The sequence below is a fragment of the Ruminococcus sp. AM43-6 genome, assembly GCF_003461785.1.
In the GTDB taxonomy this organism is placed as follows: domain Bacteria; phylum Bacillota; class Clostridia; order Oscillospirales; family Ruminococcaceae; genus Hominimerdicola; species Hominimerdicola aceti.
Window position 1 is genome coordinate 295,417 of the sequence record NZ_QTXU01000001.1, and the last position, 24,007, is coordinate 319,423.

Here is a 24,007-nt window from a genome sequence, read left to right on the forward strand (position 1 = left end):
ACGCTCTTTTTTGTTTACCTTTTTGTCAGCCCTTGACCTCGCTGTCATTGTGCCAAACATTGTTGTAAAGAAAAACAAGCACAGCCATTGCAATGATAATGAAATATCCAAGAAAGCTCCAGCCATCAGGAATATCTCCAAAAAGGAAATATCCCAAAATCGTGGTAAAAATCAACTGCGAGTAATCATAAACCGATATCTCCCTTGCAGGAGCGTGAGTGTAAGCCGCAGTTATAGCAAACTGTCCGCCTGCCGCACCTGCGCCAGCTCCCAATAAACAAAGTATTTGGAAAATCGTCATAGGGTGGAAATCTAATATTAGAAATGGCAGGGTAAACAAGCAGGAAAATCCCGAGAAGTATGCAACTATCACCGCACCATTTACTCCATGCTGTCCTAAGTATCTTACGCAAGCGTAAGCAAGTCCCGCTCCCATTCCTCCTAGAAAACCGATAAGGGCAGGGAGGAAGTCCACATTCTGAAAACTCGGCTTGATGATAAACAAGCTTCCTATAAATGCACAAATTACAGTGAAACCCTGAAAGAAAGTCAGCCGCTCTTTAAGGAAAATAAAAGAGAAAATGATAACGAAAAACGGTGACATTTTGTTTAGCATGGAAGCGTCAGACAGCACAAGATGATCTATGGCATAGAAGTTTCCAAGCATTCCTAGCGTGCCAGCAAGCGCCCTCACAAAAATGACCGCATTGTTCTTCTTGCCCTCAATGTGAAAGTGTATGTGGTTCTTTTTCAAAACTCCGATAGCGAAAAACAACGCCACAAAGTTTCTGAAAAAGGTCTTTTGAACCGTCGGCAGATCACCCGAAAGCCGCACAAATGCGAACATGAATGCAAACGAAAAAGCCGACAGAATAATGTAAATAATAGCCTTGTATTTACTTTTCATCTCTGTCACCTCCGTTCATGTAAATGTGTTCACGCCTAAGCTCTTTTATAAGCTCGCCAACGTTCCAGCTTTGATTGTGTGCCGTGACAATGGCTTTTAACTTCACCGTAGCTTCTTTTTCCCTAAGCTTTTTCAGTATAGGGTCAAGGCTCCTGCCGTCAATGCCCGAAAAAATAAGGCATTCGTCCATGATGTCTTCGCCCTCTTTTTCAGACCTGACAAAGCCCTTGAAACCGCAAAGATATCCAACCTGCTGTCCCATTATCTCATTGTCAAAGAAAACAGCCACCGCATTTTCGCTTTTAGCAATATCTTCAATGATATCACGCTTTTGCGAACTGATATTTATGCCGATTATCTTTTTCGGTATAGCACTTCGTATTCTTGACTTCATAAAATTACTCCTCAAATCGTACTATCTATATTATACCCCGATCTCATATTTTCTTCAAGAGCAAATATACAGAATTTTTACCCTCATTTGCCCTGATTTTATGTGTGAACGCAAAAAAAATCGCCCCGATCTCTCGGAGCGATGATTTTATTTAGTCATTAGAGTTCAATGATGACCTTGCCGCTGAAGTTAGGAGCAATTTCAACAGTCTTGTCTGTGTTAGCCACAGCGATCTTGAAGCTTGCTTTTGTGTCAGTGTATTCGCACTCGATCTTGTTGCCGTGTCTTGTAGCTGTCAGCTCGAATACCTTGTTTGCCTCAGTGTCATAAATAGGGCAAACTGCACTCTTGCCGTCCTCAAGCTCGTAGATAGTGAATGTTGTACCCTCAAGATAATCATACTCGATCTGTCTTTCAAAGTTGCCGTATGCAATAATGCTGTTTGGCTTAGCAAGAGCAGGTATCTCAAAGTATGAGCACTTGTGCTTATACCACTTGCCGCCCTCAAGAACCTTGCCGGTGATAATATCTGTCCACTTGCCCTCTGGAACATAGTATTCAGCGATACCCTCGTCATTAAGGATAGGAGCAACAAGAATGTTGTCGCCGAACATATACTGTCTGTCAAGCGTCAGGCAAGTTGGGTCGTCAGCAAAGTCGATGACCATTGCTCTCATTACAGGTACGCCGACCTCGTGTGTCTTGATTGCCTGAGCCCACAGATAAGGCATGAGTTTGCCCTTGAGCTTTGTGAAGAAGCGCAGAACGTCGCAGGACTCCTCGTCGAAAAGCCATGGCACTCTGTATGACTGGTTACCATGCAGTCTTGAATGTGATGAGAACATACCGAACGCAGCCCATCTCTTGTAAATGTCAGGTGTAGCAGTAGCTTCAAAGCCTGCCATGTCATGTGAAGTGTAACCGAAGCCTGAGATACAAAGTGACAGACAGCCTCTTACAACCTCAGCCATTGAGTTGTAGTTGCCTGAGCAATCTCCGCCCCAGTGAACAGGGAACTTCTGACCGCCTGCTGTAGCAGAACGTGCGAACAGACAAGCCTTGTTCTCTCCAAAATATTCTTTCAGTACATTGAATACGCACTCATTATAAAGATATGTGTAGAAGTTGTGCATCTTGATAGGGTCAGAGCCGTCATAGTAAACAACATCTCTTGTAGGTATTCTCTCACCAAAGTCTGTCTTGAATGTGTCAACACCCATTTCGCAGAGCTTCCTCAGATATCCTGCATACCACTTGCAAGCCTCAGGATTAGTGAAGTCAACAATAGCCATACCAGGCTGCCACTCATCACACTGGAATACAGAGCCGTCAGTTTTCTTGATGAAGTAGCCGTTCTTCATACCCTCATCAAAAAGCTTTGAACGCTGACCAACATATGGGTTGATCCATACGCAAGTCTTAAGGCCCTTGTTCTCGTGCAATCTCTTGAGCATTGCAGGTGGGTCAGGGAACTGTGACTTGTCCCACTCAAAGTTACACCACTCAAAGCCCTTCATCCAGAAGCAGTCAAAGTGGAATACCTGAAGAGGAATATCTCTCTCAGCCATGCCATCAATAAATGATGTGATAGTCTCCTCATCATATGTTGTTGTGAATGAAGTTGTGAGCCACAGACCAAATGAGAATGCAGGTGGCAGTGAAGGCTTGCCTGTAAGGTCAGTGTAGCCCTTGAGTACGTCAGTGAGGTTAGAACCGCCGAATACATAGTATTCAAGGCTCTCTCCTGGAACTGTCATGGATACCTTAGAAACAGTGTCAGAGCAAACCTCATATGAAACCTTGTCAGTGCTGTTTACGAATACGCCGTAGCCCTTTGAAGAAAGATAGAATGGGATAGACTTGTAAGACTGATCTGAGCAAGTGCCTCCATCAGCGTTCCAAATCTCAACGTTCTGACCGTTCTTTGTGAATGTTGTGAACTTTTCGCCGAAGCCGTAGAAATATTCGCCAACAGAAGTGTCAAACTGCTCTCTGATGTATGTTCTTGTAGGATCGGCAGGGTAGCTCCAGAATGTGTCGTCAAGCTGTGTCTGAAGTCTTGCCTGCTGCTTGTAAGCACTCTCGAAAATAACGCCTGTTGATCTCCAACCGCCGCTTGTGAGCTTCTTATCCTTATAATAGTATGTGAAGCTCCAGTTTTCCTTAGAAACAACGAGCTTTGTGTCGCCTGTAACAAGTACGGCTTCCTTGTCTGTAACAGTTACCTGTGGCTTGAAGCCCTTGTCCTCGAGAACAAAGTGCGGACCATTGTCAACATGACCCTTGTGATGTGTGATGCTTACCTTTACGCAGTTCTCCTGAGTTGAAGTGTAAGCGATCTCAAGGTTAGCACTTCCGAGCATCATAGCTCTGTTGTATACAACGAAAGGTGTTGCCACAACGAGGAATCCGTTTTCGATCTCTTCGATCTCGAAAGCCTGATTTGCATAGTTTACTTCGTAGCCTCTCTGGTTGAGCCAGAAACCGTCAGCAAATTTCATGTAATAAACCCTCCTGTAAATTTAAAATAGTTTTCAGAATATAAAAAAATGAAAATTTTATCGGGAAGTCCGTTTCTTCCCCTTTATGTATATTTTATAGCATATTTGCCTAAATTGCAATAGTAAAAAAGTGATATGTGCAAGTATTTTAATGGATTGAGCATATTTTAATGTAAACATTTCATGAATTGATGTTTACATTATATAAATTTATTAAGATGTATGTAAACCTTTACACAATACCAAAAAAAAGCGGACGGCATAAAAGTCGTCCGCAGAAACATCATATTCTTTATCAACTTTGCAAACGGGACGTCGAGGGCGCCATCCCCTACATATTGCCCCGACTACTCAATACTGAGAAACTCATCAGGTATGTAAGACAAGCATTGCTCCACACTCTCACGAGTGAAGCCCTCAACATAATTCTTGGCAAACAGCTCGTCAGTGTATTCCGCATAAGGATAAACAGTGCAGTTGTACCAATCGCCATAGTATGAATCACCCTCAAAGTGCGATATTATCGGTATCGCTTTAACGTTCTCGAATGTCACCTCATTGGTGTCAGGGTCTTTAACAACATTGAGCTTGCCGATAAGTCCCACAAGCGATTTTGTGTCATACATAGTCGAAATAAAGTTGCCCAAACCATAGTAAACGAACGCCTGTCCGCCCTCAGGCTTGTCAAGATATCCGCAAGTGCTGATAGTGTGCGCCTGCGTGCCTATTATCAGGTCAGCACCCCACTCCACAAGCTTAGGCGTTATCTCCGTCTGCTGTTCGTTAAGCTCGTTCTGTATCTCTGTGCCGTAATGACATGAAACCACAACAACGTCCGCCATTTTGTCAGCCTCTTCTATCTGAGCCTTTATCTTGTCCTCTTCATCAAGATATATAACCTGAGCACCATCACCGCTGAGATAATTGCCGTTGGTGTGCTCCATGTATCCCAGAAAAGCGAACTTTATTCCATTGACTTCCATGGTCTTGATAGTGTCAGCGTCCTCCTGTGAACGGTAAGCACCGTAGTGTACAACGTCCTTAGTGTCCCAGTAATCAAGAGAGCTTATAAGCCCCGATTCCCCCTGATCGAGAACATGATTGTTTGACATAGAAACCACATTGAAGCCCATGTCAACTATTTTGTCGCCCACAGCCGTTGGTGATGCGAACATAGGATAGCTTTGTGGTTCAACGCTGTCTGTAACAAGCGTTTCCTGATTGATTATAGCCACATCAGTGCCTTCTATGTACTTTGTAACGTGTTCATAAGCCTGCGTGAAATCATATTTTTCACCACCGCCAAGCTTTAGCGCCTCATTATAAATGTTGTCGTGTATAAGGTTGTCGCCCACGCAAACCAGCGAGCAGGTGTAGCTTGGCTGTTCCTTTTCTTCTTCATTCACCTTGACATCGTTTTTACTGGAGCTGTCATCAGTTTTTTTGACTTCCGCTTTGCTCTCGGTTTCGGTCACTGTCAAAGCGTTTCCGTCAAGCTTGCTCGCGTCAAGCTTACCGCATGATACAGCACTCAGCGACAACATCGCCGAAAGAGCCACTACTGTGATCTTATTGCATAAAAGTCTGTACTTCATATAAATTCCTCTCATAACATCTTAAAAAAATACAAATTTACTTATAGTTTAATTTTAACACATTTTTAAATAATAATCAAGCCAAATTTTCAAAATGTCGAATGCTTTATGTTGACCTATATATTATAATGTATTATAATAAAAATATAACAATTTGTACAAATATTTGTTTATGTGTACGAAAATTTTCCCCACAAGTATTAAATTGTATGATATAATAAAAACATAGATAAATTTGTATATCTGAAAAGGGAGGAATGACCATGAAATATTACGCACACACCCGTGAGGACGGTGAAAGGCAAACTGTAAAAGCCCACCTCACAGGAGTAAGTGAAAAAGCAGAAAAATTTTCAGTAGATCTTTTGAAACCCCTTGCGAAAAAAGCGAGCCTGTATCACGATATAGGCAAATACGCTTTAAACTTTCAGAAACGGCTTGATGATGACAAAGTAAAATTCAGCCACGCCGCCTGCGGAGCACTAGAGTATAAAAAGTTTGCAGATAAAAACGATTGTTTCGCACCCCTTATGGAGTATTGCATCGCAGGACACCACACAGGACTTATGGACGGCGGCACAGTTGCGGACAACTCCGACAGCCCGACTTTCAGCGGCACTTTAAAAAGAGAAAATGAATACACGGGCGAAAGTGACTACAGCGCATACGCCACTGAAATAGAATTTGCCACCCTAACTCAGGAAGAAAGAACGCCGCTGTACAATGAACTGCTTTCTGCAAAAGACCCCACCGAGCTTATCGAGCGTTACGCCTTTTTCACCAAGTACGTGTTCTCTTGCCTGACAGACGCAGACTTTCTTGATACCGAAATATTTTGCAATAAAAATGTTGAACGTGGCATGAGCGGTGATTTTAAAAAGGCACTTTCTATTCTTAATGAGCGCATGAAAAATATGCGTTCTGAAACCAAATTACAGCAGGCGCGAAGCAGTATACAAAAGCAAGCTATAGACCATTGTACAAAAGGCAGCCACATATCCGTCCTTGATATGCCAACAGGCAGTGGCAAGACCCTTTGCAGTCTTAAAATAGCCCTTGAAAAAGCCGTTGAAAGCGGCAAAAAGCATATCATATACGTTATCCCATACACAAGCATTATAGAACAAACAGCCAAAGATTTCGAGGAGATGTTTCGTGACGTTCTCCCTGTCCTACAGCACCATTCAAACTATTCCTGTGACGGCGGCACAGAGGAAGAAAAGAAAACCGCAGAGAAGCTCAAGAAGACCTGCGAAAATTGGGACGCACCACTTATAATCACCACAAGCGTGCAATTTTTCCAATCCATATACCATTATAAAGGCTCAGCACTGCGAAAGCTCCACAATCTCCGTGACAGCGTAATAGTTTTTGATGAAATACACCTTATTCCAACAGAACTTCTTCGTCCCTGCCTTAAAGCTGTGGGCTATATAACAAAGTATCTTAACAGCGAAGCCCTTTTTCTCTCCGCCACAATGCCCGATTATTCTAAGCTTTTTGATAAGTTCCTGCCTGATGTGAACTATAATAAGCTTGTTACCGACCGAACTAATTTTAAGTATTTCAAGAAATGCGAATATAAAGACATGGGCAGAACCACTCTTGAAACCATTGCAGAAAATGCCTCTCGGTGTAAAAATGCTCTGATCGTTGTGAATACCAAGAAAACAGCGGCAGAGCTTTACAACCTTGTTCAAGGTGAAAAATATCACCTTTCCGCCAATATGACCCCAGCCCACAGAAGCCGTGTCATAGAAGTAGTAAGAAATAAGCTTAAAAAGGGCGAGCATATCACAGTAGTTTCAACTTCACTTGTAGAAGCAGGCGTTGACCTTGACTTTAACACAGTTTTCCGCCAGCTTTCAGGATTAGACAGTATTTTGCAGGCAGGGGGCAGATGTAATCGTGAGGGTAAAGATGCCAAGGGCTATGTGTACGTTTTTGACATTGACGAAACATACCGCAAGGGAAGCGACCTTGCCATGAGAATTAACAAGACTAAAGGTTTGCTGGAAAAGTACCAAGACATAACTTCCTATGATTGTATTAAAGAATATTACGATGGCATTTTCGACTTCAACCAAAGTCGTATAGCTGAAAACTCTATTGCGAAATATAACGAACAAAGCAACTCATTCGACCGCCAAGGCTTGATGTCACCATATAGCATACCATTCCGAAGCTACGCAATGCAGTTTGAATACATCTCCGCCGACACCATCTCTATCGTTATCGACGATCCTAACGACCAGACTTGCCATGAACTTGTTGAAACCTTGCGTAATGGTGATATGTCAGTAAGAAGAGCATTGCAGAAATATTCAGTGTCCGTCTATATGAATGTTTTCAAAGATCTCTATTCTCAGGGTGTGCTTAACGATCACGGCACAGGCATATTCATTCTTGAAAATCAAAGCTATTATAATAATGAAACAGGTTTGACCACCGAAGCCGCAATGCAGGATTATTTCATCTAAAACAAATGGCAGGCTGCCACCAAGACAGTCTGCCACTTGCTGCATTCCATATCGTACCGAATACGAATATTTTTCAACTCACATATGCGTAAGGCATAGACAAATATATTATACAAACATAAGTTTAAAAAGTCAACGTTTTTATACCACAAACCACTGAACAAAGAATTGTGAAATATGCCGAAAATCCGACACTTTTTTTATACATGAAAACTATTGACATTTTATTCATAATGGAGTATCATATATGTAGAGCAAAAAAACAATGTACCTAATACTAATATAAGTTTAAAAGGAGTGATGTAAAAATGAGCTATGGTTTTAAGATCATCGTGACAGGTGACTACGCTTGCTTTTCGCGACCTGAAATGAAAGTTGAGAGGGTAAGTTACGACGTACCCACCCCAAGCGCACTGGAGGGACTTATCAAATCAGTATATTGGAAGCCTGCCGTGCGCTATCAGATAAACAAAATAGTGGTGTTCAACCCTATCGAGTTTACCAATATCCGACGAAATGAGGTCAAAGATAAGCTGCTGTTATCATCAGTGAAACAGCAAATGAAAGGTGGAGGCTCGGCGGAGATGTACACCTCGGAGATACGAAGTCAGCGAGCGGCAATGGTGCTGAAAAATGTGAAATACGGGATAGAGTTCAGCTTTGAACGTACCTATCTTAAATCAGACCACCCCGACGAATCTGATGAGAAGCATTATAACATAATGCTCAGACGTCTCAGAAACGGCCAGCATTTCAGACAGCCATGCCTTGGCTGCCGTGAATTTGCAATAAAGAGTATTGAACTTGTTGACGACTTTGATCTTACACAGATAGCACCGCAAAATATGGGCGATAAAGACCTTGACTTTATGCTTTACGGCATGAAGTTTGAGGACGGAGGCAAGCCTGTCAATAATGATTGGAATGACCCTAAGTTTTCTGACAAGGCCGACGCAGTTTTCTACCGTCCGCATATGATAGATGGTGTTATCGATGTTGCAAAATACAGGGAGGAGATTAAATGCTGATAAAAGCCTTGTGCGATTACAGTGCTTTGCAGGAGAATAAAACTCCTGCAGGCTATTGTAAGCAAGCCATACACTTTGAAATTCTTCTTACCCCCGAGGGCAAGATAGCCGCAATAAACGATTTGAGAGTACCCCGAATTATCCCTCTGAAAAATAAAAAGACAAAAACAGTCTATGATCCAGTAATGGAACAGCTTCCTGTAAGAACGCAGAAACCGGGCATAGACAAAAACACGATCGAACACAGACCACTCTACATATTCGGTCTGAACTATGATAAAGGAACTTTGACCCCTACAGACGCTACCAACAAAGCGGCAAAATCACACAAATGCTTTTGCGAATGGAATGAGAAGTTCTTTGAGAATATCGACTCGCCTATTTGCAAAGCCTATCTTAACTTTATACGTACATGGGAACCTGAGCAGGAGACCCAAAACCCACACCTTCTTGCCCTAGGCAAGGAGTATTCAAGCTCCTACTATGAGTTTGGACTTGACGGCTCTCCTGAAATAAAACTTCACAATGACAGCAAATTCAAAGCCGCCTATGAGGATTATCTCGCCCAGCTCAACGCCGACAGCGACAGTGACGATACCGAACTATCCACCTGTTCCATTCTTGGTGAGAAGCTCCCGCAAGCCCGTATCCATGATAAGATAAAGGGTATCAAAGGTGGAATGTCCTCAGGCTGTGTCCTTGTTGGCATGAAAGAATCTGCCTTTGAATCCTATGGCAAGAAGCAGTCCTACAACAGCAATGTTTCCGAGAAAGCCATGAAAATGTATACCTCTGCGTTTAATTCTCTGCTTGCTGACAGAAGCCATTACAAGACTTTTGACGATATGACAATAGTCTATTTCGCAATGAAGAAGAATGATGCAGAAGAATGCAATATGTTTGCCGGTATGTTCAGCGGATTTGAGGACGAATTAAATAAAACCGTTGTGACCGAAGCCGACCGAAACATAAACACTGTCATGACCCAGCTTAAACAGGGCAGGACAGCCGATATGCCATATGACCCTAACGTAGAATTTTACGTTGCAGGCTTTACCCCAAACAGTTCAAGAATATCCCAGAAGTTCATCTTCCATGATAAGTTCGGCAGGATATTTGACAATGTACTCAAACATCAGCAGGATATTTCATTTACTGAGGGTCAGCATCAAGTAAGCATTGAGCGTATCAAGCGTGAGCTTATCTCACCAAAATCGTCTAAAGAAAAAGTTCCGTCACCTCTCACCGCCGCACTTTTTGAAGCAATACTCAAAGGTACAAGATACCCTGACGAACTGCTTTCCACAGTAATAACAAGGGTCAAGACCGACAGTGACGAGGAGAACAACCATTTTATAAAACTCAATGATACAAGGGCAGGCTTGATAAAAGGCTGCATAAACCGTAAACAAAATAAGGAGGAGATCAAAATGTCATTAGACCTTGAAAACAAAAATCAGGCTTATCTCTGCGGAAGACTTTTCGCAGTGCTTGAAAAGATCCAGCAGGATTCTTCAAAGGCAACAATTAACACAACTATCAAAGATACTTATTTCTCATCAGCTTGTTCAAGACCTGCAACTGTATTTCCTAAACTCTATTCGCTTTCACAAAATCATTTGAAAAAGTTTGAGAATCCTAAACTTCGTAATTACTACAATGATAAGTGCCTTGAGATAATAGATGATCTGAATGGTGAGTTCCCTCAGACTCTTTCAAATGACGATCAGGGCAGATTTATTGTAGGTTATGCACAGCAGTACAGAGATCTTTACACAAAAAAGTCAAAAGATAAGCCAGCAGAAAATTCTGAAGTTAAACCCGAAGCAAAATCAGAAGAATAAAGAAAGGACGAAATATTATGGAAAACGCAATCAAGAACAGATATGAATTTGTAATGCTTTTTGACGTTGAGAACGGCAACCCAAACGGCGACCCTGACGCAGGCAATATGCCTAGAACAGACCCTGAAACAAGCCTTGGCATCGTTACAGACGTGTGCCTTAAAAGAAAGATAAGAAACTTTGTGGAGCTTACCAAAGAGGGCGAAGCAGGCTACAATATCCTCATCAAGGCAGACAGAGCCCTCAATACAAAGTTCACCGAAGCTTATAAAGAGCTAGGTTTAAAGGGAAGCGGAAAGGAAACTCCTGCTGACATACAGCGTCAGGCTCGTGACTATATCTGTCAGAACTACTTTGACGTAAGAACGTTCGGCGCAGTAATGAGTACGGGCGACGATCCATGCGGCATTGTAAGAGGACCTGTCCAGCTCAACTTTGCAAGAAGTATCGACCCTGTTTTTGCACAAAATATTTCTATCACAAGGCAAGCGAAAACAACAGAAGAGAGAAAGAAAACTGGAGATACCGAAATGGGCAAAAAGAGCATAATCCCATATGCGCTTTATCGTGGCGAGGGCTATGTTTCCGCAATGCTCGCTCAGAAGATAACAGGCTTTAGTGAGGACGACCTTGAGCTTCTTTGGACATCTATCATCAATATGTTCGAGCATGACAGAAGCGCCGCAAGAGGAAAGCTCTGTATGCGTAAGCTTATCGTGTTCAAGCATGACTCCGCCCTGGGCAATGCCCCTGCACATATCCTCTTTGACAAGGTGTCAGTTAAGCTCAAAGACGGCGTGACAACTCCAAGACATTACTCAGACTATGATATCTCCATAGATAAGGATATGCCTGAGGGCGTTACCCTTATTGAAAAGCTCTGATGAGCGAAGATGTAACTATCAATATCCGTGACATACAGCATTATATGTATTGTCCACGCAGGTTTGCTCTTTTAGAAGTTAATGACGACTGGGCTGAAAACGCCTTTGTCGTCAAAGCAAACCTCCTCCATGAGAACGTCCACAGCGGCGAGCGCAACTTTGAAAATAAGCATAAGATCGTCCGAAGTGACGTGTCAGTGTATAATGATGACCCTAAGTACAATATTTTCGGAGTTGTAGATTGTATCGAGTTCGTCCGTGACAAATGCGGCGACTATATAGATACCCTGGACGGCACATTCCGTGTGGAAATTGTGGAGTATAAACCCACCAGACCCAAAGCAGGGGAGTTCAATCAGACCGACGCTATACAAGTCTATGCGCAGAAGCTTTGCGTGGATAACGTATTTCATTGCAATAGCCGATGTTTTCTGTACTATGCAGATGTGCGCAGACGATCAGAATTGCCCTTTGATACTCAGGGCGCAGAGTATGATAAAATGCTTTGCGACTATCTTGGAAAAATGCGTGAGATACTTGCAGCGGATATTATTCCAAAGCGTGTAAAAGGTCAGAAATGTTCAGGCTGTTCACTGTCGGATATGTGCTTTCCAAAAGTGAAGAAATATAGCGTGAAAAATACGATTTTCTCCATGAACGGAGGCGAAAACAATGCGTAAACTGCTCAATTCACTTTATATTCTCGAAGAAACTGCCTACCTCACACTTGACGGTGAAAACATAGTGTGCAGGGCAGAGGACAGCGAGAAGTTCCGTGTGCCTTTTACTAATATAGAGGATATCTATATTTTTAGCTATTCGGGCTGTTCACCTGCGCTTATGGGCAAGTGCGCAGAGTATGGCATAGCCGTAAATTTTATTTCTCCTCAAGGTAAATTTCTCGCAAGAGTTCAGGGCAAAACAAAGGGCAACGTCTATCTGCGAAAAGAGCAGTTTGAGCTTTTTTCTATTCCTCAGCTCGACCTTATCAGGAATACTGTCGCCGCAAAGCTTTCAAATACACGCTATCTTATCAGACGTTCGCTCCACGATAACCCGGATATAAACAGTGACGGAGCGCTTACAGATTGTATAAAATATCTTGAAAACGGCATAAAGACCGTCTATGAAACTGCCGATAAAGATATCATCATGGGTATAGAGGGAAGCTGTGCAAAGGCATATTTTGATATATTTGACCGACTGATACTCCACCAAAAAGAAGATTTTTACCTTGCCAACCGCACCAAACGCCCACCCATCGACAGAGTAAACGCCATGCTCTCGTTTCTGTATACTATCGCAATTTCATCATATACATCAGCCCTTGAAAGCGTAGGACTTGATAGCTGCCTCGGCTTTTACCACGCCCTGCGTTCAGGCAGAAGCAGCCTGTCCTGCGACCTTGTAGAGGAATTTCGTTGCGTGGTGGAGCGACTTGTGCTTACCATGATAAACTTGAAAATGATAAAGCCCGAGGACTTTGAAACTCAGGTCAGTGGCGCAGTATACCTCTCCAAAGAGGGCAAGAAAAAAGTCCTCACCGCATGGCAGGAGCGTAAGCGCACAAGCATAGTCCACCCATATCTGGGCGAAAAGATACAGCAAGGGCTACTCCCATATGTGCAAAGCTCGCTTCTCGCAAAATATATTCGTGGCGAGCTAGATGAGTACCCGAACTATTTGCTGAAATAGAGGTGATATAAATGATGACCTTAGTAAGCTATGATGTATCAACAACAGATAATAAGGGTAAAACAAGGCTTAGAAAAGTAGCCAAAGAGTGTCAAAATTATGGTCAGCGAGTGCAGAACAGCGTGTTTGAAATAGACGTTGACTACGGCACTTTTCTGAAAGTGAAAGATAAACTTCTGAAAATAATAGACCCAAAGCATGATAGTCTGCGGATATATTACTTAGGAAACAATTGGAAGCATAGAATAGAACACTACGGCACCAAAGAGACCTATGACCCCGAAGGCGTCCTAATATTTTGACCAGCGTACCCCAAGTGATCCACAAATCCCTAGTAAGTTCGCATGAAAATGCCATGCTATATGTGAATGAACAGTGAACAAAATCAAACCGATACCAATTAAATAAAAAAATAAGTCCGCATCACGTTGAGCAAGCACCAGATATACACAACATCAAGTGTCACGCTCCACGTGAGCGTGTGAGTTGAAATTTATCGCACGGCTCAGGCAGAGTGAGAGCGGTCAGGTCACGCTCCACGTGAGCGTGTGAGTTGAAATGCAATACTCTGCAAAGATTTCTTCGGGGTTCGCCCGTCACGCTCCACGTGAGCGTGTGAGTTGAAATTTCCGTGCCTGCACTGACAATCTCACCTGCATTAGTCACGCTCCACGTGAGCGTGTGAGTTGAAATGCCTGTGATTATAGTATACCATGTTATCTAGCAGTCACGCTCCACGTGAGCGTGTGAGTTGAAATTTGAAGATCTCAGCATACTTTGGCGTGTCCCTCGGTCACGCTCCACGTGAGCGTGTGAGTTGAAATGAATCCGTCTATGATAGCACCGATTATTTCGGGAAGTCACGCTCCACGTGAGCGTGTGAGTTGAAATTTTTTATTATGGTATGTTTACCCACCACACACCCGTCACGCTCCACGTGAGCGTGTGAGTTGAAATTATTCTGGTAAAATAGCCCTTGACCGCCTGCCTGTCACGCTCCACGTGAGCGTGTGAGTTGAAATAGCTTTCATTTTTTCGATTACGTTCTGCGGTATGGTCACGCTCCACGTGAGCGTGTGAGTTGAAATTGCGATGTTGTGTGACATCAACCTTGCGCACATTGTCACGCTCCACGTGAGCGTGTGAGTTGAAATGACAATACCTTGGTCTGTAGTTGTCACGATTTCCGTCACGCTCCACGTGAGCGTGTGAGTTGAAATATCTTCGTCGAGGAACGAAAAATCCCATACGAATGTCACGCTCCACGTGAGCGTGTGAGTTGAAATTGATTTCGCTATCTTCAAGAACCTTTAATGCGTCGTCACGCTCCACGTGAGCGTGTGAGTTGAAATTATCATACCTCTTCCCTTTTAAAGCAGACTTGCACGTCACGCTCCACGTGAGCGTGTGAGTTGAAATTGAAAGCCACAGAAACGCCATATACACAACACAGTCACGCTCCACGTGAGCGTGTGAGTTGAAATCCGCAGCGCGCACAAATGGCAGACGGACGGACAAGTCACGCTCCACGTGAGCGTGTGAGTTGAAATCTCAACGCACTTGACGGAGATGACGAGCAGGAAGTCACGCTCCACGTGAGCGTGTGAGTTGAAATTCAACGTCTGCCGAAATTATATGATAATATCTAGTCACGCTCCACGTGAGCGTGTGAGTTGAAATTTTTTTCCGTGTTCCATTCTTTTCCATTAAAAAGTCACGCTCCACGTGAGCGTGTGAGTTGAAATCATTTCCTACCACTTTAATTGATAGGTCACGAAGTCACGCTCCACGTGAGCGTGTGAGTTGAAATTTTCCATTATTTTTCCTCTCTTTCTAGTTGCAAGTCACGCTCCACGTGAGCGTGTGAGTTGAAATAAATGTCATTTTTCTTTTTCCTCCAAATCTGTTAAGTCACGCTCCACGTGAGCGTGTGAGTTGAAATGCTTATGGTCGCTGAGGCTTATGAACTCTGTCTCAAGTCACGCTCCACGTGAGCGTGTGAGTTGAAATGCTTGACAAACAAATTAGGGACATCACCGCAGAGTCACGCTCCACGTGAGCGTGTGAGTTGAAATGCATTGCGTGTTTGAAAGTGAAAAGACGTTCCGCGTCACGCTCCACGTGAGCGTGTGAGTTGAAATTGCATGGTTGTTGACGGAATAACAGCCGCAACGTGTCACGCTCCACGTGAGCGTGTGAGTTGAAATCAGACCACCAATCTTGACAGTTCTACGTTTCTTGCGTCACGCTCCACGTGAGCGTGTGAGTTGAAATGTATTTAAACTTCATTCCAGGTTTAAATTTGATGTCACGCTCCACGTGAGCGTGTGAGTTGAAATGTTTTCTTTAAGGTAGTGCATAACAGCTTTGTTGGTCACGCTCCACGTGAGCGTGTGAGTTGAAATTCGGATCAACGTCCTCTGCGTCGGTTTCACCTGGTCACGCTCCACGTGAGCGTGTGAGTTGAAATCTGACACTCTTGCGGTATCGCAGAGAACGTCAAGGTCACGCTCCACGTGAGCGTGTGAGTTGAAATTGACGCTGATGATTGCAGTGCAATTCTGAAAAAGGTCACGCTCCACGTGAGCGTGTGAGTTGAAATGCTTGTCAGTTGCTTGTCGGTTGTCTTGGTACAGTCACGCTCCACGTGAGCGTGTGAGTTGAAATTGACATTCTTTGCTAAACCCCACTATGCCGTGCCGTCACGCTCCACGTGAGCGTGTGAGTTGAAATTTTTTGATTATCTCTGCCTTTGACAAAATCTGTCGTCACGCTCCACGTGAGCGTGTGAGTTGAAATTTTCGCGTGAGCGAGAACCTTACACCTCATAGCGCGTCACGCTCCACGTGAGCGTGTGAGTTGAAATTTGCCTTATAATGGTAAATTTCGGCATCATCGTAGTCACGCTCCACGTGAGCGTGTGAGTTGAAATGTCAATTCTGACATCTGGCTGAGATTGAATATACGTCACGCTCCACGTGAGCGTGTGAGTTGAAATCATCTAGCTTGTTGCCGCCTAACTTTGCGGATAGTCACGCTCCACGTGAGCGTGTGAGTTGAAATTTGCTTGACCAACGTGACGTTATTCGGGTCTAGCGTCACGCTCCACGTGAGCGTGTGAGTTGAAATTGCGATGTCAAACTGAATCGCCAGCCTGCTACCCGTCACGCTCCACGTGAGCGTGTGAGTTGAAATGTTTATGCTAAACCCTCGCTTTTCAATGTTGTGTGTCACGCTCCACGTGAGCGTGTGAGTTGAAATTTTCTGCTCGTCGTCAAATTCCAGTGGATAGTTGGTCACGCTCCACGTGAGCGTGTGAGTTGAAATGCCCTATCGGGCTATTATACAGTATAGCACATTGTCACGCTCCACGTGAGCGTGTGAGTTGAAATTGCTGACAGGGGGAAGATAACCCCTGAGCAGTAGTCACGCTCCACGTGAGCGTGTGAGTTGAAATGCTGTTGTCGCAGCTCACACATACGCTTGCCGTACGTCACGCTCCACGTGAGCGTGTGAGTTGAAATTGCAAAGGCATTGCTGGGAAGCGCTGAGATAGGACGTCACGCTCCACGTGAGCGTGTGAGTTGAAATGACTTTGGGGCGAATGCAGGCACGCACCAAATCGTCACGCTCCACGTGAGCGTGTGAGTTGAAATGGCACGTTTCAGACGAGCTGATAAAAGCGTTTGGTCACGCTCCACGTGAGCGTGTGAGTTGAAATTGTTTGATAAAATTATTCAATCCGCTGGTCTTAGGTCACGCTCCACGTGAGCGTGTGAGTTGAAATACCACCCCGAAAAATTCGGTTACAATCGAACGAGGTCACGCTCCACGTGAGCGTGTGAGTTGAAATTCGTCTCCAGTGTGGGCGGATTGATAGCGTTCTGTCACGCTCCACGTGAGCGTGTGAGTTGAAATTCGGTGGCAAAACTTGTCAAGGCAAACAAAGGCGTCACGCTCCACGTGAGCGTGTGAGTTGAAATTTCCCACGTTGAGGAAATTTCATATTTCTCCCCCTGTCACGCTCCACGTGAGCGTGTGAGTTGAAATCCAACAGCATTCGCATATATGGTTCAGGGTTTAGTCACGCTCCACGTGAGCGTGTGAGTTGAAATTGCCCTTACCGCCTTTTTTTGCGTGACCATGCTCGTCACGCTCCACGTGAGCGTGTGAGTTGAAATAGAGTTACAAGACGGTCATAGATCACTTCACACGTCACGCTCCACGTGAGCGTGTGAGTTGAAATTTCCGTCCGTAGCGGATAGCTGAATATAGACAGGTCACGCTCCACGTGAGCGTGTGAGTTGAAATTCATTATCCTGTTGAGTATCTGACTTGCTTCAAGTCACGCTCCACGTGAGCGTGTGAGTTGAAATGACCGTGAACACTGTTAGAACGCTTGATAAGGCGGTCACGCTCCACGTGAGCGTGTGAGTTGAAATGACTATTGGCTTCAATAGGCTCATGAAGTACAAGTCACGCTCCACGTGAGCGTGTGAGTTGAAATGTGTAATACTATCATCGTGCATTGCACGCTGCCGTCACGCTCCACGTGAGCGTGTGAGTTGAAATTCAAATTCTTCCTGCCGATTATAATAGACCACATGTCACGCTCCACGTGAGCGTGTGAGTTGAAATTAACGACGTCCACTGTTTCTCTACGACGTCGACTGTCACGCTCCACGTGAGCGTGTGAGTTGAAATGATAACACCGCTATTTTTCTTGAAACCTTTAACAGTCACGCTCCACGTGAGCGTGTGAGTTGAAATATTCATGAATAATCGTTAAATAATTGATAGGGGAGTCACGCTCCACGTGAGCGTGTGAGTTGAAATTGTTTATAATGGTTCTGAGCCGTTTGAAATTGCAGTCACGCTCCACGTGAGCGTGTGAGTTGAAATGAGCCTATCACCCTTGACGTTTGGCACTGTAAGGTCACGCTCCACGTGAGCGTGTGAGTTGAAATGAAATATAGCGGAATTATTGAAGTATGCACCGAAGTCACGCTCCACGTGAGCGTGTGAGTTGAAATACGCTGGAGAGATTCATGATAAATAATATCCATAGTCACGCTCCACGTGAGCGTGTGAGTTGAAATTAATGGCATTGACACAACGGCTTATGCTGATTATAGTCACGCTCCACGTGAGCGTGTGAGTTGAAATCTCTTTATCCTACTATATATCAGACTTCCGGATCGTCACGCTCCACGTGAGCGTGTGAGTTGAAATCATCTTCTCCTGATGTTCCTAATAAACATGAGCGTCACGCTCCACGTGAGCGTGTGAGTTGAAATTCCCTTATTCGCTCTGAGTGTTTTCATCGGGATCGTCACGCTCCACGTGAGCGTGTGAGTTGAAATATCTTCATTGCAAAAACAGCAGGCACCGCCTTGAGTCACGCTCCACGTGAGCGTGTGAGTTGAAATTGCAGACGTGACCGCCACGTATGACGGCGTGACGTCACGCTCCACGTGAGCGTGTGAGTTGAAATCGCTCCTATTGCGGCTCGCTGCGTTGCGCTCCCCGTCACGCTCCACGTGAGCGTGTGAGTTGAAATGTGTAACACCTACGGCTTGAAAATATGTGGCGGGTCACGCTCCACGTGAGCGTGTGAGTTGAAATCAAAAAGAGGGGAACGCCGCTCAAGATACCCCCTGTCACGCTCCACGTGAGCGTGTGAGTTGAAATATTAACGGAGAACAGGGCAGTGCAGGAACGAGAAGTCACGCTCCACGTGAGCGTGTGAGTTGAAATTTAAAGCTTGCTTACACATTTTCGCCATAAGCGGTCACGCTCCACGTGAGCGTGTGAGTTGAAATCTTTTTTATCGTATATTCTGAATAAAAGATTAGAGTCACGCTCCACGTGAGCGTGTGAGTTGAAATCTATTGCGGGGGGCGCGGCTTGCCGTCCCCCCGCCAGTCACGCTCCACGTGAGCGTGTGAGTTGAAATGGTCATATTCACCAAAAAATAACGCACCGTAAATAGTCACGCTCCACGTGAGCGTGTGAGTTGAAATCTTGCGAAATTGTTATGTTCTGCCACTCGTTTCGTCACGCTCCACGTGAGCGTGTGAGTTGAAATGACTATAAACCCCGACATGACGATAAAACAGCTGGTCACGCTCCACGTGAGCGTGTGAGTTGAAATTCCTTTTTCTGTCATGAAATAGTTCTCAATGGGGTGTCACGCTCCACGTGAGCGTGTGAGTTGAAATTTTTAGTATACACCGATTAGAATAATATCTGCTGTCACGCTCCACGTGAGCGTGTGAGTTGAAATTGTATAAACACATGGGGTTATATTTAACGGTACACGTCACGCTCCACGTGAGCGTGTGAGTTGAAATCCTCACCCGTTGCAATTGATATATGACCGATATTGTCACGCTCCACGTGAGCGTGTGAGTTGAAATTTTGTTTGTGAATGGTGTGGCAAGATATTTGTTGATGTCACGCTCCACGTGAGCGTGTGAGTTGAAATATTTTTTATCACCTCACTTGTAGCCCCGTAGGGCTAGTCACGCTCCACGTGAGCGTGTGAGTTGAAATTTCCCTGTTCTATCCATTCCGCCAATCTCGGAAAGTCACGCTCCACGTGAGCGTGTGAGTTGAAATCAGGTTGTTCAGCATATCAATAACGTTGATTATCGTCACGCTCCACGTGAGCGTGTGAGTTGAAATTTTTTGAATATTGTTTTCTGTTATAGCTTACGGGTCACGCTCCACGTGAGCGTGTGAGTTGAAATATTATTCATTAATCCCCATGTTAAACGGTCAGTAGTCACGCTCCACGTGAGCGTGTGAGTTGAAATATTTTTATCACCTCACTTATAGCCCCGTAGGGCGTCACGCTCCACGTGAGCGTGTGAGTTGAAATTCATTTCCTTGTTACCTTTTAATGGTAGCATTGTGTCACGCTCCACGTGAGCGTGTGAGTTGAAATTAAATAGATTTTCACACGTTCTGCAGGGTTGACGTCACGCTCCACGTGAGCGTGTGAGTTGAAATGCGTCTTTGGGAACTGCGTTCACGCCTGTTATGGGTCACGCTCCACGTGAGCGTGTGAGTTGAAATGCAGAAGAACTTTACACCGTCAACGAGGATAGGGTCACGCTCCACGTGAGCGTGTGAGTTGAAATAGCGTGAGTGACCCGAAGCCATACGCTGACAAAGGTCACGCTCCACGTGAGCGTGTGAGTTGAAATTCTATGTAATCTTTCCATTCCGAAAAGCTTTCTTGTCACGCTCCACGTGAGCGTGTGAGTTGAAATGGTATGAAGTCGGAGAATTAAGAAGAAAGTGAGGGTCACGCTCCACGTGAGCGTGTGAGTTGAAATTATAACGGCTTAGGCGGTCGAGGTAAAACTATAAGGTCACGCTCCACGTGAGCGTGTGAGTTGAAATTTTTCAAATAATGTATGCTCTTTTGCTCCGCCAGTCACGCTCCACGTGAGCGTGTGAGTTGAAATTAACTGTTGATTGAACATAGTCATTAAGACTAAGTCACGCTCCACGTGAGCGTGTGAGTTGAAATGAAAAGGATATGCAGGAAGAAGATTAATCTTCTGTCACGCTCCACGTGAGCGTGTGAGTTGAAATTGCAGACGTGACCGCCACATATGACGGTGTGACGTCACGCTCCACGTGAGCGTGTGAGTTGAAATAGGTATGTTTACGAATTTGCTGAAACGATTTTTGTCACGCTCCACGTGAGCGTGTGAGTTGAAATGAAGAATACAACGCACAGCACCGCTACAGTGCAGTCACGCTCCACGTGAGCGTGTGAGTTGAAATACAAAGTTTCCTGAGTACACCTACACCCCGGGTGAGTCACGCTCCACGTGAGCGTGTGAGTTGAAATCAAGGAATGCTTTCGGGCATATATGCACTTTTTCTGTCACGCTCCACGTGAGCGTGTGAGTTGAAATGCATACAGTCGGTATTACTATGACGATAATGGCGAGTCACGCTCCACGTGAGCGTGTGAGTCAACTTTCGTTTCAACGCAGGACTTATCGATATTGAATAATACAAATAACCGCGTGACTAAGGTCGGGCGGTATTTTTATACCCAAATACTATACATTTTTCATGTGCTTTTCGTCAAATCCACCAATTCACACCCCGAAATTTGTGCAAACAAATGATTTATAATTTAATTTGGCAACATTTCTGCAATTGTTGCATTTTTTCTGCAACAAAATACCCACTTTTCGTGTATAAGTAGAAGAGGTTTCACCACAAATCGGAAACCTTGCGGAGCGACAGTGTATGAGGAAACATTTTGTCAACGTGAGTTAGGTGAACACGATGAGAGGTTCTGATCGCACAGAAAAGCACTTCCTGCACTCCGTCTGAAGCTTGAAAATTGAATATTTATACCGACACACCTTAGCTATACCCCATGAGCATACTGCTAAATTTAATTGTTATAACCGCCTTTGTTGACATTATTCATATAAAATGGTATACTTAAAATAAAATTTATACATAATGAAAAGAGTAAATGTGATGAATAAACATACCACTATCGATAAGTCAACAGGCGAGAAAAAATGCAGCTGCTTTAAACGTTGCGGCGGCTGTCAGTTGGATAAGGTCTACGCCCAGCAAATAGAATGGAAGCAGGCAAAAGCCGATAGAATGTTGAGCCGTTTTTGCAGACCTCAGCAGATAATAACTATGGACGACCCCTATAATTATCGCAATAAAGTCCAAACTGTCTATAAGGTCAATAGCTCAAAGCGTATCGTCTCAGGAGTATATCAGTCCTCTACCCATAGCATGGTTATAACTGACGATTGCTTTTTGGAGGATATAAGAGCACAGCAAATAGTCGCTACCCTTAAAGAGCTTATGGCTGACTTTCGTATCCTTCCATATAACGAGGAAAGCGGCCAGGGCCTTCTTAAGCATACCCTTATCCGTACCTCCCAAACAACAGGCGAGGTAATGCTCGTGCTAGTTACAGCTACCCCCATATTTCCTGCAAAGAAAAATTTCGTTAAAGCTATCACTGAAAAACACCCGTATATAACCACTATCGTCCAAAACGTTAATAAAGGCAGAGTTCCTCTTACTTTGGGCGACCGTGATATTATAATGTACGGCAAAGGCTATATCACCGACGAGATGTGCGGCTGTAAGTTCAGAATTTCACCTCATTCTTTCTATCAGGTAAACCCCGAGCAGACCGAAAAGCTATATTCCAAAGCAGTTTCCTGCGCAGAGCTTAAAAAAGGCGATAAAGTTATCGACGCATATTGCGGAACAGGTACTATCGGTCTTATCGCTGCAAAAAGCGGTGCAGACGTGGCAGGCGTTGAGCTTAATGCCGAAGCCGTAAAGGACGCAGTTTCAAACGCCAAGCTCAATAAGCTTGACAATATCAGGTTTTATAATGAGGACGCAGGTGAGTTCATGACAAAGCTTGCGCAGGCAGGTGAGAGCTGTGATACAGTTTTCCTTGACCCTCCAAGAGCAGGCACAACAGAAGAATTTGTTGAAGCCTTGGGCAAACTCAGACCTGAAAAGATAGTCTACGTTTCCTGTAAAATAGAAACTCTCGAGCGTGATTTGAAGCTTCTTGCAAAAATAGGCTATAAAGCACAGCTTATCCAGCCCGTTGATATGTTCCCGCATACCACAGGTATCGAAAATGTGGTGCTTTTAAAAAGAAAAATGATATCGCTCACACCAAACAGAACACCTGATAAAAAGGGGGATAAAAAAATTGAACGAAAAGGTAAAACTTCTCACAGATAATATCGAAAAAGTTATCGTCGGCAAGACCGACTCTGTGCTTAAAATAATAACAGCCATGCTTTGCGGCGGTCATGTTCTTATCGAGGACGTGCCTGGAGTAGGCAAAACTCAGCTTGTATCAGCCCTTGCAAGGTCAGTAGACGGCAAATATAACCGTATCCAGCTTACCCCTGACGTTATGCCGTCCGATATCGTTGGCTTTTCTATGATAGACCAGAAAACTCATGAGCTTGAGTATAAAGAGGGTGTGGCAATGTGCAATTTCCTCTTGGCAGACGAAATAAACAGAGCCTCCCCAAAATCTCAGTCAAGCTTGCTTGAAGTCATGGAAGAACATCAGATATCCATTGACGGTAAAACTCATGAGCTTCCGTCACCATTTATGGTGCTTGCCACACAAAACCCAGTGGAAACTTACGGCACTTATCATTTGCCTGAAGCCCAAATGGATAGATTTCTTATGAAGATATCAATGGGCTATCCCTCATATGATGATGAGCTTGATATCATGTCAAGAGCCGAAAGATCAGGCTTTGCAAAGAATATCCAGCCTGTCATGACCCTTGAAAACGTCCGTGAGCTTATGGGCTACGCTGAAAATGTAACCGCAGAGCTTTCCGTGAGAAAATATATCCTGAGCCTTGTTACCGCAACAAGAAATTCAGATTATGTAAAGCTTGGCGTTTCTCCCCGTGGAAGTATCGCACTGCTCAAAGCTTCAAAAGCCTATGCCTTTGTTCAGGGCAGAGGATTTGTCATGCCAGATGATGTCAAGGCTGTTATGCCTGACGTTCTTGCACATAGACTTATGCTTTCTCCAAAAGGCAAATCCGCCTTTGAAAATGAAAGGGAAGCTCTTGAAAATATCGCTCTTACAGTAAAATCACCTGACGCAATAGAGAAATAGA

Annotated in this window: 13 protein-coding genes and 1 CRISPR repeat array; of the genes, 9 read left to right on the forward strand and 4 right to left on the reverse strand. The window is 44.3% G+C overall.

Translation table 11 applies throughout. The features are described 5' to 3' along the window. Nucleotides 1-25: 25 nt before the first annotated feature. The 4 genes from DW938_RS01385 to DW938_RS01400 all read right to left on the reverse strand — a co-directional run bounded on the left by DW938_RS01385 (nucleotide 26) and on the right by DW938_RS01400 (nucleotide 5,397). Nucleotides 26-907, reverse strand: coding sequence for a DMT family transporter (locus DW938_RS01385; protein WP_118123673.1), 882 nt, complete (start codon nucleotides 905-907; stop codon nucleotides 26-28). Continuing rightward, nucleotides 897-1,301 (reverse strand): DUF3783 domain-containing protein, encoded by a 405-nt coding sequence (locus DW938_RS01390; RefSeq protein WP_118123674.1) that lies wholly within the window; start codon nucleotides 1,299-1,301, stop codon nucleotides 897-899. Before DW938_RS01390 ends, DW938_RS01385 begins: the two co-directional genes overlap by 11 nt. A gap of 158 nt (nucleotides 1,302-1,459) precedes the next feature. After that, nucleotides 1,460-3,802 (reverse strand): alpha-xylosidase, encoded by a 2,343-nt coding sequence (yicI, locus tag DW938_RS01395; protein WP_118123675.1) that lies wholly within the window; start codon nucleotides 3,800-3,802, stop codon nucleotides 1,460-1,462. A gap of 347 nt (nucleotides 3,803-4,149) precedes the next feature. Beyond that, the gene (locus tag DW938_RS01400) at nucleotides 4,150-5,397 is read right to left on the reverse strand and encodes a CapA family protein (RefSeq protein ID WP_118123676.1); all 1,248 of its coding nucleotides are present in this window, start codon (nucleotides 5,395-5,397) and stop codon (nucleotides 4,150-4,152) included. Nucleotides 5,398-5,660: 263 nt separating this feature from the next. Between DW938_RS01400 and cas3 the strand changes: the two genes are divergently transcribed. From cas3 to DW938_RS01445, 9 genes are all read left to right on the forward strand, one after another. Further along, a complete protein-coding gene (gene cas3 / locus DW938_RS01405) occupies nucleotides 5,661-7,877 on the forward strand; it encodes a CRISPR-associated helicase Cas3' (RefSeq protein ID WP_181984339.1) in 2,217 nt (738 codons plus the stop codon). 308 nt (nucleotides 7,878-8,185) lie between these two features. After that, nucleotides 8,186-8,905, forward strand: coding sequence for a type I-C CRISPR-associated protein Cas5c (cas5c, locus tag DW938_RS01410; RefSeq protein ID WP_118123678.1), 720 nt, complete (start codon nucleotides 8,186-8,188; stop codon nucleotides 8,903-8,905). Continuing rightward, nucleotides 8,899-10,749 (forward strand): type I-C CRISPR-associated protein Cas8c/Csd1, encoded by a 1,851-nt coding sequence (cas8c, locus tag DW938_RS01415; protein WP_118123679.1) that lies wholly within the window; start codon nucleotides 8,899-8,901, stop codon nucleotides 10,747-10,749. Before cas5c ends, cas8c begins: the two co-directional genes overlap by 7 nt. Before the next feature lie 17 nt (nucleotides 10,750-10,766). Beyond that, a complete protein-coding gene (gene cas7c / locus DW938_RS01420) occupies nucleotides 10,767-11,633 on the forward strand; it encodes a type I-C CRISPR-associated protein Cas7/Csd2 (RefSeq protein WP_118123680.1) in 867 nt (288 codons plus the stop codon). Beyond that, a complete protein-coding gene (gene cas4, locus DW938_RS01425) occupies nucleotides 11,633-12,313 on the forward strand; it encodes a CRISPR-associated protein Cas4 (protein ID WP_117876536.1) in 681 nt (226 codons plus the stop codon). The genes cas7c and cas4 overlap by 1 nt, the downstream gene beginning before the upstream one ends. Next, nucleotides 12,306-13,328: a type I-C CRISPR-associated endonuclease Cas1c gene (cas1c, locus tag DW938_RS01430; protein WP_118123681.1), complete on the forward strand. Its 1,023-nt coding sequence runs from the start codon at nucleotides 12,306-12,308 to the stop codon at nucleotides 13,326-13,328. The genes cas4 and cas1c overlap by 8 nt, the downstream gene beginning before the upstream one ends. An 11-nt stretch (nucleotides 13,329-13,339) precedes the next feature. Then, nucleotides 13,340-13,630 carry a CRISPR-associated endonuclease Cas2 gene (cas2, locus tag DW938_RS01435; RefSeq protein WP_117891629.1) on the forward strand — a complete coding sequence of 97 codons (291 nt, stop codon included), beginning with the start codon at nucleotides 13,340-13,342 and terminating at the stop codon, nucleotides 13,628-13,630. Nucleotides 13,631-13,789: 159 nt separating this feature from the next. Then, nucleotides 13,790-21,329: direct repeats of the CRISPR family, unit length 32 nt; unit sequence GTCACGCTCCACGTGAGCGTGTGAGTTGAAAT. Between the two features lie 516 nt (nucleotides 21,330-21,845). Then, a complete protein-coding gene (gene rlmD / locus DW938_RS01440; RefSeq protein ID WP_118123682.1) occupies nucleotides 21,846-23,099 on the forward strand; it encodes a 23S rRNA (uracil(1939)-C(5))-methyltransferase RlmD in 1,254 nt (417 codons plus the stop codon). Continuing rightward, a complete protein-coding gene (locus DW938_RS01445) occupies nucleotides 23,068-24,006 on the forward strand; it encodes a MoxR family ATPase (protein ID WP_117928188.1) in 939 nt (312 codons plus the stop codon). Before rlmD ends, DW938_RS01445 begins: the two co-directional genes overlap by 32 nt. Nucleotide 24,007 lies beyond the last annotated feature (1 nt).